Annotated in this window: 11 protein-coding genes, 2 pseudogenes and 1 riboswitch; of the genes and pseudogenes, 12 read left to right on the forward strand and 1 reads right to left on the reverse strand. The window is 42.9% G+C overall.

Annotated elements, in window-relative coordinates; translation table 11 throughout:
* The first annotated feature begins 39 nt into the window (after positions 1–39).
* From ABTV07_RS10500 to ABTV07_RS10515, 4 genes and pseudogenes are all read left to right on the forward strand, one after another.
* Positions 40–1806: an ABC transporter substrate-binding protein gene (locus ABTV07_RS10500; protein ID WP_433750956.1), complete on the forward strand. Its 1767-nt coding sequence runs from the start codon at positions 40–42 to the stop codon at positions 1804–1806.
* Positions 1807–1992: 186 nt separating this feature from the next.
* On the forward strand, positions 1993–2532 hold the full coding sequence (locus ABTV07_RS10505; RefSeq protein ID WP_433750959.1) for a GNAT family N-acetyltransferase: 540 nt from the start codon (positions 1993–1995) through the stop codon (positions 2530–2532).
* A 147-nt stretch (positions 2533–2679) separates the two neighbouring features.
* Positions 2680–3408 (forward strand): annotated as a pseudogene (gpmA, locus tag ABTV07_RS10510) (2,3-diphosphoglycerate-dependent phosphoglycerate mutase); the annotation flags it as partial.
* A 388-nt stretch (positions 3409–3796) separates the two neighbouring features.
* Complete coding sequence (locus ABTV07_RS10515; protein ID WP_433750962.1) at positions 3797–5971, forward strand: DNA topoisomerase III; 2175 nt, start codon at positions 3797–3799, stop codon at positions 5969–5971.
* 70 nt (positions 5972–6041) lie between these two features.
* Here the strand turns inward: ABTV07_RS10515 and ABTV07_RS10520 are convergent, their stop codons facing one another.
* On the reverse strand, positions 6042–7733 hold the full coding sequence (locus ABTV07_RS10520; protein WP_433750965.1) for a M3 family oligoendopeptidase: 1692 nt from the start codon (positions 7731–7733) through the stop codon (positions 6042–6044).
* Positions 7734–7966: 233 nt separating this feature from the next.
* A riboswitch (cobalamin riboswitch) is annotated at positions 7967–8156 on the forward strand.
* A gap of 148 nt (positions 8157–8304) precedes the next feature.
* Between ABTV07_RS10520 and ABTV07_RS10525 the strand changes: the two genes are divergently transcribed.
* From ABTV07_RS10525 to ABTV07_RS10560, 8 genes and pseudogenes are all read left to right on the forward strand, one after another.
* Positions 8305–9279 carry an ABC transporter substrate-binding protein gene (locus ABTV07_RS10525; RefSeq protein ID WP_433750969.1) on the forward strand — a complete coding sequence of 325 codons (975 nt, stop codon included), beginning with the start codon at positions 8305–8307 and terminating at the stop codon, positions 9277–9279.
* The gene (locus ABTV07_RS10530; protein ID WP_433750971.1) at positions 9242–10306 is read left to right on the forward strand and encodes a FecCD family ABC transporter permease; all 1065 of its coding nucleotides are present in this window, start codon (positions 9242–9244) and stop codon (positions 10304–10306) included. Before ABTV07_RS10525 ends, ABTV07_RS10530 begins: the two co-directional genes overlap by 38 nt.
* Positions 10299–11762: an adenosylcobinamide amidohydrolase gene (locus tag ABTV07_RS10535; protein WP_433750974.1), complete on the forward strand. Its 1464-nt coding sequence runs from the start codon at positions 10299–10301 to the stop codon at positions 11760–11762. The genes ABTV07_RS10530 and ABTV07_RS10535 overlap by 8 nt, the downstream gene beginning before the upstream one ends.
* 209 nt (positions 11763–11971) lie before the next feature.
* Positions 11972–12652: a response regulator transcription factor gene (locus ABTV07_RS10540; protein WP_433750976.1), complete on the forward strand. Its 681-nt coding sequence runs from the start codon at positions 11972–11974 to the stop codon at positions 12650–12652.
* A gap of 1 nt (position 12653) precedes the next feature.
* Positions 12654–13874, forward strand: a pseudogene (locus ABTV07_RS10545) (sensor histidine kinase).
* 66 nt (positions 13875–13940) lie between these two features.
* Positions 13941–14552 (forward strand): class I SAM-dependent methyltransferase, encoded by a 612-nt coding sequence (locus tag ABTV07_RS10550; RefSeq protein WP_433750978.1) that lies wholly within the window; start codon positions 13941–13943, stop codon positions 14550–14552.
* A 142-nt stretch (positions 14553–14694) separates the two neighbouring features.
* Positions 14695–15528 (forward strand): undecaprenyl-diphosphate phosphatase, encoded by an 834-nt coding sequence (locus ABTV07_RS10555; RefSeq protein ID WP_433750981.1) that lies wholly within the window; start codon positions 14695–14697, stop codon positions 15526–15528.
* Between the two features lie 111 nt (positions 15529–15639).
* Positions 15640–16041 carry a DUF2500 domain-containing protein gene (locus ABTV07_RS10560; protein ID WP_433750984.1) on the forward strand — a complete coding sequence of 134 codons (402 nt, stop codon included), beginning with the start codon at positions 15640–15642 and terminating at the stop codon, positions 16039–16041.
* Positions 16042–16088 lie beyond the last annotated feature (47 nt).

Genomic DNA, 16088 nt, shown 5'->3' on the forward strand with positions numbered 1-16088 from the left:
ATTTCCATTTCATCTTTTATTTTGAAAGGAGGATGAGGGATGTTTGAACATTACATAAAGTTATATCTTCATGGAAAGGAAAAAAGAAATTTCCCGACAGTCGAGATCACCCTCGATGAAATTTCCACACTCCTCTTTTGCACGAATCGAAATAGCAAAATTGTCATTGACCGGCTGGTGAAGGAGCATTGGATCGAATGGACCCCAGGGAGGGGAAGGGGAAACAAATCCAGGATGACTTTTCTGGAAAACCCTGAAGCACTTCTTTCAGCGAAGTGCAAAGAGATGGTTCAAAATGGCGACTTGCAGAATGCTTCCAAATACATGGAGGAATATCAATCGCTCTTTCCAAAATTGATGGATCAGTTCAGCAATTGGATGGAAAGCTTATTCGGTTTTCAGCAGGAAGAGACGATCGATGGAAAGAAGGATATCCTTCGGTTAAATGTCAATATCCCATCGTTTTTCCCAAGCCTGGAACCAATATGGGCACAGCTCCGGTCCCAAAGCCATGTCGTCAAGCAGCTTTTTGACACATTGGTGATTTTTGACCCCCGCTCCCAAACCATTAAACCTCATTTGGCATTTCATTGGGAATATGATGAGGAAAGGCTTAAATGGACTTTTTACATAAGAAAAGGCGTCTATTTTCATAATGGAGCTGCCTTGAAGGCGGAAGATGCTGTCAAATCTTTGCTGGAATTCAAGGACGACAAGAGCCATCCATTTCAATGGATGCTTTCACAGGTGGAGTCCATTGAAGCAAAAGAAGAATACATAGTAGAGATGGTTTTAAAGGAGAGACATTCCTTATTTCTTTCCATTCTTGCGGACGAAAGGTGTTCCATTGTTCACTATGGTGACAAAAAGGAATCACTCATCGGAACAGGTCCATTTTCGCTAAATAGACTTGATGATAACAGGCTCATATTACAAGCAAACGACCATTACTTTAATGGCCGTCCATTTTTGGATTTTGTGGAGCTCTGGAATGAAGAAAGCATCCCGGGGCTAAAAGAAGCAGGCAGCTCAGAGTTTGAGTTTATGTCCTATATCCATCCTTCCGATCCCGAAATCACCGGAAATCGGACAACATCCATTGAATGGAATACGCAATTTGTTTCCATCAATACTAGAAAACAGGGAGTCTGCCAAAATACCAGTTTTCGAAAACTGCTCCACTCCATCTTGGACCCATCCCTGATGAAAACGGAATTAGGTGGTCCGCGGGGGGATTTAGCGAACGGAATTCTTCCAGAAACATCAGAAAAAAAACGTGATAGAGTGTCAGCAGTTGATCTTTTAAAGAGTTCAGGCTACAAGGGAGAGACTTTAAAGCTTTATACATTCACTGATCTGGACCATGTGGAGGAAACAGCATGGATCATAGAAAAATGTGCTGTCTACGGCATCAAAATTGAGGCATCCTTCTTTCCCGGCATCGAACTCCTTAAAGATCATAGATTAGAAGACGCCGATCTTGTTCACGAAAGCGCCAATATGACCGAACAGATGGAAATGTGTTTCCTGCATCACTTTTTGTCATCAAACAGCGTCTTGAAAATCCATTTGAACGAAGAAACGATGAAAGAAGTCGAATCCAAACTATTACAAATGATAAAGATGAACGAGAAAGAAGAGAGACTGAAATGCCTGAAAGAAATAGAAAATATCATGGTTTCAGAAACTCGCTTCCTTCCCCTCTACCGGAACCAATCCGTCATCCAATACAACCAGGAAGTGCAAAACATCCAATTGACCAGCGACGGCTGGGTCGAATTCGACCGGGTTTGGTTTAAAAAATAGAGTTCAATGATAGAAATTGCAAACAGGAATATTGGTTTGAGCGGAAGGTGCTCGACTCCGGAGGGATCAGCGGGACAGGGGAGACCCAACAGCGAAGCGAGGAGGCTCACCGCCCGCCCCTCGGAAAGCTAGCATCCTGGAGCAGAATTTATTTAAATTTCAAAAGAGAAAAGGAGATACATAGATATGGACTACCAAATTAATAAAAACCTAATATTAAAAGTAGCTGAACCCCAATATGCCGAACAAATGGCAGCACTGATCGACACGAACAGGGAATACCTGAAAGAATGGCTCGGATGGCTTGATTACTCAAAGACCACAGAAGACTCCAGAGCTTTCCTGCAAAACTCCCTGGAAAATTTCAATGAAAAAAGAAGCTTCAACACGATTATCTTTTTCAAAGGGGAGCCGGTCGGAACAGCAGGCTTTAATACATTTGACTGGAACAATAAAATCGGAACAATCGGCTACTGGCTTGCCCAAGGCTATCAAGGACATGGGATCATGACCGAAACAGTTCATTTCCTCACCCATTTGGCATTCAATGAATTCAATCTGAACAAGGTGGAAATCCGGGCAGCCGACAAAAACACCAAAAGCAGAAGCATCCCCGAAAGGCTTGGCTTTCAGCTGGAAGGAACTCTTCGGCAGGCCGAATGGCTGTACGACCATTTCGTCGATCACAGCGTGTATGGAATGCTGAAAGAAGAATGGAAATCATAATTTTAACAGCCGGCATCCGATACAAAGAAGGATGCTGGTTTTTTTTCATTTCATAGAAGTTTAGACAGACGCTGAAAAGTGGAATAAAAAAATGGAAAGTGTCCCCATACTAAACGAAAGAAATTCGTTGGAAGGAAGGGAGAAACCATGTATAAATTAGTACTGATCCGCCATGGACAGAGCGTATGGAACCTGGAAAACCGTTTCACGGGCTGGACGGATGTCGATTTGACGGATAATGGGTTGAAAGAAGCGCGGGAAGCAGGCATCATCTTAAGGGAAAATGGATTTCAATTCGATGCGGCCTATTGTTCTGTCTTAAAAAGATCCATCAGGACCCTTTGGATCATTCTTCATGAAATGGATCAGATGTGGGTCCCGGTAAAGAAGAATTGGAAGCTGAATGAACGCCATTATGGCGCCCTGCAAGGATTGAATAAAGATGAAACGGCAAAGAAATATGGGGATGAACAGGTGCATAAGTGGAGGAGATCCATGAAGGAGAGACCACCATCCATCACAAAGGACGATCCAAGATTTGAAGCAGATGAACCGAAGTACCGCGATTTGAAAGAGAATCAATTTCCCTTATCGGAAAACTTAGAGGACACCGAAAAACGAGTGCTTTCCTACTGGAACGAAGAAATTGCGCCGGTCATAAAGCAAGGGAACCATGTCATCATTTCTGCCCATGGCAATACGCTTCGATCCCTGGTCCAACTCCTGGACAACATTTCGGCTGATGGCATTTCTGATTTGAATATCCCGACGAGCATCCCTTTGGTATACGAACTGGATGAAGACCTGAAACCACTGAAGCATTATTACTTAAGCATAGATGGCCCGGTGCCGGAAGGGGAGATCCCGAAGCATATACCGGAGCTTGTGGAAAAAGAGGATGAATTTCTTAAGGAGCACAACCTAACAGGAGATGCGGGATTTTAATATTAATCTAATAAGTGGAGCCTTAGAATCCAAAGGGCTCCCTTTTTTAATTCAGCTTTTAATCTTTGGCAACTTCCTTTTCCACTCGTACTAAAAAAGCAGTATAATAGATGAAAAGATTATAAAGGCTGTTTTCGTAAACATTGTTGTTAAAATCTTACTGCCGATTTTAACGAAAAATTAGCTGTTAGGCACGTTGCTACGTAGTAACCAGGCTCTTTTCTAGCTAAATACGCTATTTTAGTTAATTAAGATATCCTGTAATTATTGCAAAAGCAACAAACTTTGAGAAAAGAGCCTTCATAAAAGGAGAGAAGCTATGAAAGTGATCATCGCCGAAAAGCCCGACCAAGGGGCGACATTGGCATCGCCTTTTAAACATAAGAAACAGCAAGGCTATATTGAAATCCTTCCCACGGAACTCTTCCCAAATGGAGCATACGTCACTTGGGCCATCGGGCATCTGTGCCAATTGGCTCCCCCCGAGAAATACAACCCTCAATGGAAAAAATGGACCCTCGAACAGCTGCCGATCATTCCTGAAAGATTCCAATATGAAGTGGAGCGCACGAAAGCTAAGCAGTTCAATGTCGTCAAATCCATCCTGAAAAAACCGGAAGTGACAGAAATCATCCATGCCGGGGATGCCGGACGGGAAGGCGAGCTCATCGTCAGGAATGTCATCCACTTATCCGGTGTCAAAAAACCGATGAAGCGCCTGTGGATCTCCTCTTTGACGAAGAAATCCATCATCGAAGGATTCGAACGGCTCCTGGATGAAACGGATACGAAGAATGTCTACTATGAGGCTTATACGAGGGCATGTGCAGATTGGCTCATCGGCATGAATGCATCCCGTGTATTCAGCATTCTCCTGAAACAAAAGGGCATTCAGGACGTATTCTCCGCCGGGAGGGTACAGACCCCGACACTTGCCCTAATCGTGAAACGGGAAAAAGAAATAGAAGATTTTAAATCGGAGCCGTTTTGGGAAGTCATGGCGAAGTTCAAGATCAATGGACATACATACGAAGGAAAATGGCATAAGGATCAGGAATCCCGTTTGAAGGATGCGGAAACAGCAGAGAAAATTGCAGCATTCTGTAAAGAAAAGCCGGCTCAAGTTTCAGAATTGGAAAAAGAGAGAAAAGAATTTCAGCCGCCGCTTTTATTCAATCTGTCTGCACTGCAGGCAACGGCCAATAAAATCTTTTCTTTTCCACCTAAAAAAACGTTGGACATCACCCAGGCCCTTTACCAAAAAGGGATCGTTTCCTATCCGCGCTCGGATTCCAACTATGTCACACCGGGTGAAGCGGAAACGTTCCCTGAGATTCTAAGGAAGATCAGCCAGTTTGATGATTATAAAGACTATTTTCCGCTGCCGTTTCAATCGATTCTGAACAATAAGCGCTACGTGAATGAAAAGAAAGTGACAGACCACTATGCCATCATTCCGACAGAGCAAGTGAAGGATCCTTCGAAGCTATCTGGGGATGAACGGAAAATATACGACTTAATCGTGAAGCGACTCATCGCAGCGCATCATGAGAAAGCCATTTTTGACTATACGACGCTAAACACACTGGTAGATGGACGAGCATCCTTCATTTCAAAAGGCAAGCAGCAGATCCAGGAAGGATGGAGAAAAGTCATTTTCCAACAGGAAGAAGGGGAAAATGATGTCCTCTTGCCGCCTGTTCAAAAGAATGATGAAGGAAAGGTAGATAAAGCATGGGTGAAGGAAGGGAAGACCCAGCCCCCGAAAAGGTACACTGAAGGGCAGCTTATCACGTTGATGAAAACGGCAGGGAAGCATTTGAACAATGAAGATCTGGAGAAAGTCCTCATGAAGACGGAAGGCCTTGGGACCGAAGCAACCAGATCCGGCATCATCACCATGCTGAAGACAAGGAATTACATCGATGTCCGAAAAAACCAGGTGTTCGCGACTGATAAAGGAAAGCTCCTGATCGACGCAATTGGGGAAAAAATACTGGCATCACCTGAAATGACAGCGAAATGGGAACAGCGTCTGAGTGAAATAGGAGAGGGAGGAGCATCACCCGGCGCGTTCATGGAACAGGTCAAGAAACTGTCTTTAAAAATTATTGAAGACGCAAAGGACCAATCATCGGGCTGGGATTTCACCCGATATTCCGTTGAGCCGAAGAAGACTTCGAAATCAAAATACAACCGGGGATCTTCACCCAAAACCCAGGAGGATCTCGGACCTTGTCCAGTCTGCCAATCAGGTCAGGTCGTCGACAAAGGAAAGCTGTATGGTTGTTCAAACTATCAAAATACAAAGTGCGGCTTTACTTTCTCGAAAAAAATCCTTGGCAAAAGTGTTTCAGCAGCCAATATAAAAAAAATCATCAAAACAGGGGAATCCAACCTCATTAAAGGCTTCAAAAAAGGGGAAAAAACATTCAACGCAAAGCTAGGGTGGAAGGATGGAAAATTGAACTTTTTGTTTGAACAGGCGAAATAGTGACCAATAAAAGAAAAATCGATTAAATCCTGCTGTATCTTTAACAGCAGGATTTTTAATAAGTTCATTTTCAACTCATATTTAATTCTGCTTGCTCTATCCATTCCTCGACAAATTTTAATATGTGCTTGACGCTATTTTCTTCAAAAGGTGAATGAACGTTTGCTGCTTTTATCAACTCCTTGAAAGGAAGCTTCCCACCATAACGACATAATTCAAGATAACTCATGACGGCTTCTTGCGGATTCTCCTGGTGCTTCTTCCATAACTGGACAGAACATAAGTGTGCGAGATCATAGTCCATAAAATAGAATGGCGTTGTAAACAAATGACCGATTTCGTAAAAGCCCGTTCCTCTTTCTAGAAATTCATTTCCGTCATAATCACGTTCCGGAAGATATTTATGTTCCAACTCTGCCCATTTTGACTTCCGTTCTTCAATGGACTTATCCGGCAGTTCATATAAGAAATGTTCAAATTCATCTACAGCACTTGCTAAAGGCATATACATAAAAGCGATAATTAAATGAGAATAGTAATACCGGTTTGTGTCTTCCCCAAAGAAATCTTCCATCCATGGCCAGGCAAGACGTTCCATTGTAAAGGAAAATAGTTCAGCAGAGTCGTAGGGGAGAATGTACTCAGGAATGTTCCAATGTCTGGACATGAAAAATTGAAAGGCATGGCCTGCTTCATGTGTAAACACCCGTATATCATTGGAGATTCCATGAAAATTGACATAAATGTAAGGGTTCTTGTCACGCCCGATATAGGTAGCAAAGTTTCCGCCCCTTTTATTTGGACGTGAGCTAAGATCGATCAAGTCCTTCTTTAGCATTTCCTCATAAAATTCTTTTGTTTCTGGCGACAGATCTGTAAATAACGTTTGTAAATTGTTCAGAATTTCCTGATGCGAACCTATTGGAGATGGAGGTGTCTCAGCAAAAAGGTATCCTTCATCAAAGAATTTGAGTCTATCTACACCAATTCTTTGTTTTTGGGATTTACGCAGTCCGGAGATGAAGGGAACTCCGTATGTTTCTATTTGAGAACGATATTTCTTCAAGTCTTCTGGCGAATGGCTTGTTCGATTCATCCTCTGATAACCCATTTCAACAAAGGAAGGATATCCTAACTTTTGTGCCATTGTATTACGGACATTTACGAGATCATCTAGAATCTTATCGAATCTTTTTTCATTTTTTTGGAAAAATTCATATTTAGCTTTATACGCATTTTTGCGAGTTTCCCTGTCGGAGGAGTTAAGATAGGGAGTAAGGTTTACGAGTTTCATATTCTTGTCTAAGAAAGTAGTTTCTGCTTTCCCAAGAAGTTCATGATATTCCATCATGAGTTGATTCTCTTTCTCCAGTTCCTCTTTTATCTCATCAGAATATGAACCTTGTTTTAATTCTGCGAGATGAAATAATTGTTTTCCCCATCTCTCTTCAAGAAAATCTCTATATGTGGCTGCAAGAATTGTTTTGTAATAGTCTCCAACGAGTTTGAGATAACGAGGTTCCATTTTCGTGAATGCAAGAAATTCTTGAACAAAGAACTCATCTTTCATATCACGATAATGCTGAAGTCTTACATAATTCAAGGAAGTTTCAAAAACAAAGCGATGATCATTCAGCTTCATGAACCATTCCCCCTGGTCCTGAGGTGTACTGGCCTGATTAAATTTCTGCAATAAATTCTCAAATGTCCTTTCATATTCATCCATATCAATGCGTGCAAACTTTTCATCCACTATTTCCATAAAAATCAACCACCCCTTAACTGTAATTACTAAATATTGTATATACATTACTTTTAAAAGTAAATATAATTATTTTTAAAAGTAAAAATATTTTATCTTTTTAATTTGCTGCAAGGAATTTCTTTTACCCTCAACAGCAAATTTTGACAAAAAGTGATGACGGTTCAAATATTCATGTGCTATAATTCCCCTTAGCGGAAAAATTGAATAGCAGGCTGCTGAAATGGCGCCTGCAGTCGTACAAATATCGGTGAAAATGCGGTGATGAGCCCATTTTCTTAAAAGGGAAGTTGGTGAAATTCCAACGCGGTCCCGCCACTGTAATTGAGAGCAAGCTGTTTAAAGCCACTGTGCAAAACGCATGGGAAGGTGCAGCGAGCGATGATCAAGAGCCAGGAGACCTGCCGATTTTGATGTATGCACCAATAACCCTACGAGGATAGGAAGGTGTATAATGGCCGATCTCATGCTTAGCATCGCTGCCACTATACATACCATCCTGCTCAAGGGAATTTGAGCAGGATTTTTTGTTTTTTCCTATACGAGCAAAGGACCAAAAGGAGAGAATTACATGAAACGAATCATCACCCTTCTATTTTCGATTCTTTTAATTGCAGGCCTCATGACAGGTTGTGCACAGGATGCGAAAAACGAAACTGGGAAAGACCAGCAAGGTAAAACCGAACAATCAAAAGAAGCAGCATTTCCTGCAACATTTAAAGACGCCATCGGCAACGAGATCACTTTAAAGGAAGAGCCGAAGAAGATCGTATCGCTTATTCCAAGCAACACAGAAGTCGTTTATGGGCTCGGGATGGGGGACAAAATTGTTGGTGTAACCGATTTTGACAACTATCCTAAAGAGGTAGCCAAAAAAGAAAAAATCGGAAACATGGTATTCAATGTCGAAAAAATCATCGGTTTGCAGCCGGACGTTGTGTTAGCACACGAATCCACTGCCAAATCGGCTGAAGCCGGTTTGAAACAAATCAAAGACGCCGGCATCCCTGTTGTTGTCATTAATGACGCCAATAATTTTGACAGCGTTTATCAATCAATCGAACTGATAGGGAAGACTATCGGGGCAAAGGAAAAAGCAGACCAAATGGTTAATGGGATGAAAGAAAAAATCAATGCCATTGCAGAAAAAGCCAAATCCATCCCTGACGATCAGATGAAAAGTGTCTATGTGGAAGTGTCACCGGAACCTGAACTCTATACAACTGGGAAAGGGACATTCCTTGATGAAATGCTCCAGATCATCCATGCCAAAAATGCAGCAGGCGATCAAAAGGGATGGGCCAAGATGTCAGATGAGTCTGTTGTTGCCTTGAAACCAGACGTCATCATCACAACCTGCGGTGCGTTTGTGCAAGATCCAGTGAATGATATCTTGAATCGGAAAGGCTGGGAGCAGGTCCCTGCCATTCAGAACAAACAAGTCTATGCTGTCGATACAGACCTGGTCACGCGTTCAGGTCCTAGACTTGCAGAGGGGATCGAAGAACTTGCGAAAGTCATTTACCCAGAGAAATTTGCAAAATAAATCGTTTATTCCCTACCTTATTGGGATTATATTTCTTATCGCAGCAGCAATAGCCGGCATCTCAGCCGGCTCTTTGTCTATTCCAGCAGGGGACATCATACAGCTTTTCCTGCATAAATGGCTGGGGATCGGTACAAATCAAATTAAACCGATGTACGATTCCATCATCATGGAAATCAGGCTTCCTCGGGTGCTTCTAGCCGGATTTGTTGGTGCATCATTATCGATGGCCGGGGCAGCTTTTCAAGGATTGCTGCGAAACCCATTGGCTGATCCGTACACATTGGGTGTGTCATCCGGGGCCTCACTAGGCGCGGTGGCGACCATTTTCTTTTCGCTGTCCATACCTTTTCTAGGACTTTACACCCTTCCCATCATCAGTATCGGGGCGGCTATTCTGACGATGTTCGCGGTGCTTTTTTTTGCGAGAAGCGTAGAGCGATCCATGAAAGTGGAGACTATCATTTTGACGGGAATCATCTTCAGTTCGTTTCTCGGTGCATTCATTTCACTGATGATTGCACTGACAGGTGAAGAGTTGAGACAGATCATCGGGTGGCTGCTCGGCAGCGTATCCATGAGAGGCTGGGATTATGTAAAACTTATCGCCCCATGTTTTGTCATTGGATCTGTTTTGCTGCTGGCTAATGCAAAGGAGCTCAATGTCCTGTCCTACGGAGAAGAACCGGCACAGCATTTAGGCGTAAATGTTCAAAGAAGGAAGATGATGATTTTGGCAGCTGGCTCCATATTAACTGGAGGGGCCGTCGCTGTTTCTGGGACGATTGGGTTTGTAGGTTTGGTCGTTCCTCATTTTATAAGGTTGATATGGGGGCCGGCTCATGGCAGACTTCTAATCCTATCCGGACTATTTGGTGCTGGATTCTTGATTTTGGCAGACCTTGCAGCCCGCACCGTCATCGCACCGTCTGAATTGCCAATCGGTGTCATCACGTCTTTGATTGGCGCGCCAGTTTTTGCGTTAATTTTAATGAGGAATCGAAAGGGGGGTGGGAAGCGTGCTTAATGTAAAAAACCTGACTGCTGGATACGAGGCTAAGACGATCTTGAATGATGTTTCTTTTGACGTCAAAAAAGGCGAATTCTTCGGGATAGCAGGACCGAATGGCTGCGGGAAGACGACACTCCTGAAGAGCTTGACCCATTTAATCAAAAGAGAGCATGGTGAAATCATCTTGGATGGGAAGCCGATTGAAAAATATTCTGCCAAGGACTTTGCCAAAAAAGCGGCCGTACTCCCGCAAATGTCCCCCCAAACTTTTTCTTATTCGGTCAAAGAAACCGTGGCACTTGGCCGATACGCCCACAAACGCGGCCTTTTCCATACATGGACTGAACATGACGAACAGATTGTCCTATCAGTGATGGAGCAGACCGGTGTCCGGCATCTTGAATCTGCGCAAATCTCTGAATGTTCAGGAGGAGAGCAGCAGCGCATCTTCCTTGCACAGGCCCTTGCTCAGGAACCAGAGATTTTGCTACTGGATGAACCGACCAACCATTTAGATCTTTCCTTTCAGAAAGAGCTTATGGATTTATTGAAAGAATGGACGCTTAAAAGAAAGCTGACAGTCATTTCAATTTTTCACGACTTAAACCTTGCGAGCCTCTACTGCGACCGCATCCTCCTGATGGAAAACGGGCAAGTGATGGCGGTAGATACACCGAAGCAAGTATTGAAAGAAGAGCTGATTGAAGAAGTTTATAATACAAGCATTCAAAAGCAGGCACATCCTTCTGTTGCCAAGCCGCAAATGCTGCTTGTGCCGGAATACCCCGAAAAGAATGCCCCAACAGAAATTGACGATTCTTTTCTTACGATCGATGAGGCGCATCTTGTGATTCAGTCGCCAACGCCTTTAAAAACATTGTCATCCGGTGTGACAGGAGCTGGATTGGGATGGCACAAAACTTTTATGATCCGCAGGGTGCCGCCTGACTACAGCCACCGGAACTATCAGGAAGAGATGAAAAATTATCTGATCGAGCATGGCTTTGACCCGATGGAAACCGTGGGGTTCATGACAGCCGTCAACTTGGGAGATGCCTCCTATCAGTTATACCGTGCCGGAACTTTTTCCGTCTTCATCCTCGTCACAGCCGGAACCGGCAATGCCATTGATACGTCAAAGCATGAAGATTTCCGCGATGAATACAATTCCCCTGGCACCATCAATACGTGGATATTCGTCAATGGAAAACTCTCTGAAGAAGCTTTCATTCAAGGGATCGTCACAGCTACCGAAGCAAAGGTGAAAGTGATGCAGGATGAAGAAGTGATTGACCGCACAACAGGGACTACAGCAACCGGTACCTCAACAGACAGCATTTCCATTGCAGCAACGCAGGCGGGAGAAGAACACCCATTTGCCGGCACCATGACAGCCCTTGGTCAAATGATCAGCAAAGGTGTCTACGAATGTACACAAAAGGCTGTGAGAAATTATCGCCGGCGTTTATGAGAAATAAGTTAATGAAGAAATATCCCGAGGAAATCTTCCTGGGATTTTTTTAAGGAAAAATTAAGATGCGTCCGTCAAACTAAACTCATCCCCTCTATATAAAGGAGCCTGTCCCTGAATTCTGTGGACAGGCTCTAAAAGTTATGAGGGAATTGAAACGTATGAATGATACTTCAATTTGTTGTATCATTTAAAAGAGGTGAAACCTAATGAAACTTTTGATTGTTGAAGACCATCAGCCACTTCTGCAGTCCCTTAAAGAGATATTAAAACCCGAGTATGACATAGTTGCTGCATCAGATGGGGAAGAAGGGTTTTACCTGGCTTCACAGAATATATATGATGCCATCAATTTAGATGTGATGCTTCCAGGAATGAATGGTTTTGAGATTCTGACAGCCATTAGAAACGCAGGAATTGAGACGCCTATTCTATTCCTTACTGCGAGGGATTCTCTTGAGGATCGGGTGCGGGGATTGAATAGCGGCGGTGATGACTATTTAGTAAAGCCATTTCAAACACCCGAACTGATAGCGCGCCTCAGGGCATTGCTTAGAAGAAGCGGCAGTTTTACGACAGACCTCACTCTGAAGTATAAAGGGATCGAACTTTCCGCGAAAGATAAGGAAGCCGTGATCAAAGGGACTCCTGTTAAACTGACAATTAAACAATTTGACCTTTTAGAGTATCTCATCCAGAATCAGGGGTGCATATTAACAAGGGAGCAAATCTATGACCGGGTATGGGGTTTTGACTCCGATACCACAATCGCCATTGTGGAAGTATTCATGCATCATCTGCGAAAAAAACTTGAGCCATTTGGCTATCATTCAGATATAAGGACCGTTAGAGGAGTCGGCTACATCCTTAAAAAGAAACAAGGAGAATGAAATGTTTCAGCAGACAAGGATCAGATTGACCATCATCAACTCACTCGTTTTCATCACATTGATCACCATCCTGGGCAGTATATTTTATTCCTACTCCTATAAAAATTTATACAAAGATGTCAATCACGGTTTATATGAAGCTCAGAAGCAAATCAAAAGAGGCGGCTTCTCTCCGAGGGAATTCAGGTTCCGCGATCCGAGGACCTCCATCATTATTTGGGACAAAGAAGGAAATATGATCCAGCCTGATGCTGTCCAGCCTATTTTTGTTCAACACATGAAAACGATCTTTCCTGACAATGTAGATCGAATGCAGGATTTCCAAGTAGAAGGTCTGTACTTTCGATCGCTTTCCACTGAAATTGACACAAATATAGGAAAGATCACCGTTCAAGTGATCAGAATCACCACATCAGAAAAAGAGCTCCTCCAAAGATTACTGTGGATGATCGTCATATGATGCATCATCGCCAGTGCTTTAGCTATTGCAGCAGGGTATTTTTTAGCAGAAAGAGCTTTAATCCCGATAAAGAAATCTTGGGAAAGACAGCAGCGATTCGTTTCGGATGCTTCCCATGAACTTCGGACACCGTTGACCGTCATCCAAAGCAAAACGGATTTGCTATTCAGAGATCCGGATGCGACCATTGAGGAAAAAGCAATGGATATATCAACGATTTCGAGCGAATCGAGAAGGCTTGGAAAGCTTGTCTCCAATTTGTTGGCCCTTGCTCGGTCAGACTCTGATCAGACGGAAATCAATCGGGAACCATTCAAATTGGATGAGCTTTTGCACGAAATGGCTGCCCAATATGAGGAAATTGCAGCGTTTGAGGAAAAAGTGGTAACTGTTGAAACTTCGTCCGTCCTTTTTAATGGGGATCGGGCAAAAATTCATCAAATGCTGGTCATCTTTTTAGACAACGCCTTGAAATTTACCGACCCAGGTGGACATGTAAAATTAGCCTGCGGGTCGACTGCGTCAACTCATTGGATTTCCATCCGCGATAATGGAATCGGAATCAAAGAATCGGATATTCCATTGATATTCGACCGTTTTTTCCAGAGCGATGCCTCAAGATCCGCTAATGGTGGAGCAGGTCTGGGATTATCTATAGCCAAATGGATCATTGAAAAGCATCACGGCAAAATCAAAATATCAAGCAAGGTCGGGGAAGGAACTACATTTGACCTTACTTTCCCTAAGCACAAAGTAAAATAGTTGACTCCATTAAATATACATTCTGGTAAAATATAGAGGAAGTTCTCTATGAAGGAGTTTGAATGAATGAGTGAGTTTACCAATCTTTTAAAAGAAAGCTATGAACAAAAAGCTGACGAGCGCAGTAAAATTCATATGGACCAGTGGAAAATCGCAGAATTGAACCGCTTTATTGAAGCTGCACCGCCTAAGGGAAAATTGAGTCTATTGGATGCTGGCTCCGGACCTGGGCTTCAAGGGGAATACCTGAAAGAAAATGGTTTTGATGTCACCTGCATCGATCTTTCGGAAAATATGGTGAAGATTTGCAGAGAAAAAGGTCTGAAGGCAGAATTGATGGATTACTTCCATATGAACCTTCCAACAGAATCATTTGACCTTATCTGGTCCATGAATTCCCTTTTGCATGTGCCCAAAAAAGATTTCCAGAAAGTGATTCAGAACCTGAAATCCATACTGAAGCCAAACGGATTATTCTATCTTGGCGTATACGGTGGAGAAGACAGTGAAGGGATCTGGGAAGGGGATCATTACGAGCCGAAGCGCTTCTTTTCCTTTTATAAGAATGAAGATATCCAACATGCCGTAAAAGAAGAATTTGAACTCTTAGATTTTAAGGTCATTCCAATGAATGGGCAGGGACCAGACTATCAAGCAATGATTCTAAAGAAGATTTAGAGGATAGTCCTGCCTTTTATCTATGAATGTTGAATCAATCCTTTCTTCCATTATTATTTTCACTAGACATTCCTTTGTCTGAACGTTTAATATTAGGAAGTGATTCAGTAGAAAGTATTCGAAACAAAGGAGTGTGTATTCTTTGCACTTGTGGAATCTTTTCGTTGCGGCCATCCTTGGACTAGTGGAAGGACTGACAGAATTTGCGCCAGTATCCTCTACAGGGCACATGGTCATCGTCGACGATATGTTTTTAAAATCAGAAAAATTATTGACACCAGAAATTGCTACGGTCTTTAAAGTCGTCATCCAGCTGGGATCCATCCTGGCTGTTGTAGTCGTTTTCCGCAATCGTTTCTTTGATCTTTTGGGTTTGAAGAGAATGAAGAGCGAAGACGAAGTGCATCACCACAAATTGAATTTGCTTCAAGTCATTGTCGGTCTTTTACCGGCTGTCATCCTAGGACTTTTATTTGATGACTACATCGAGGCACATTTGTTCTCGGTCAATACGGTCATCGTCGGATTGATTGCCGGAGCGATCCTAATGCTAATCGCTGACTGGAAAGCAAAAAGGACGCCTGCAGTCGATACAGTGGACAAGCTGACGTATAAACATGCATTGATCATTGGGCTTTCTCAATGCTTGGCTCTATGGCCAGGGTTCTCCCGATCCGGATCTACGATTTCAGCAGGGGTCATGTCCGGATTGAGCCATAAAGCAGCAGCTGACTTTACGTTCATCATGGCCGTTCCGATCATGGCAGGAGCAAGTGCATTATCATTATTGAAGCACGCATCAGCAATCACTTCTGATGTCATCCCATTCTTCATCGTAGGGTTTGTCAGTGCGTTTATCGTAGCCTTGATTTCCATCAAGTTCTTCCTGGCCTTGATCAATCGCATCAAGCTCGTACCATTTGCGATTTACCGAATCGTGATTGCGGTTATTTTATTTTTGATTATACATTTGTGATTGAATGGAAAACTCTCCGTGTATGCGGGGAGTTTTTTTATGGGAGAAAATGAAACTTTTTTGAAAATTCGTTCGTAGACTAATTATAGGAGATAAATAGGGGGAATTGAAATGCCATTTGACAACGGTCCTTCAGACTTGATTTTCACACTTGGGCCCATTTTTATCGGGGTTATATTCATCATCGTCATCGGGGGAATTATTTTTTCCATTATTAAAGGGATATCACAGTGGAGCCATAACAATAAACAGCCTAAGCTGACAGTCGATGCGAAAGTTGTAGCTAAACGGGACAAAGTCAGCCGCCATAGCCACAATCATGATGGACACCATCACCACTCGACATCGACCACCTATTATGTCACATTCGAAGTCAAAAGCGGAGACCGGATGGAGTTCAATGTCGACGGAAGCGAATTTGGGATGCTAGCAGAAGGGGATAATGGGACACTTTCCTTCCAGGGTACGCGCTACTTAGGATTTGACCGATCCATCTCGAAAGCTAGTTTTTAATAAAATTATTATGTAAACTAAGAAACTTCCACAAATTAAGACCTCTA

Origin of the sequence: Falsibacillus pallidus (genome assembly GCF_050990905.1) — a bacterium.
In the GTDB taxonomy this organism is placed as follows: domain Bacteria; phylum Bacillota; class Bacilli; order Bacillales; family DSM-25281; genus Falsibacillus; species Falsibacillus pallidus_A.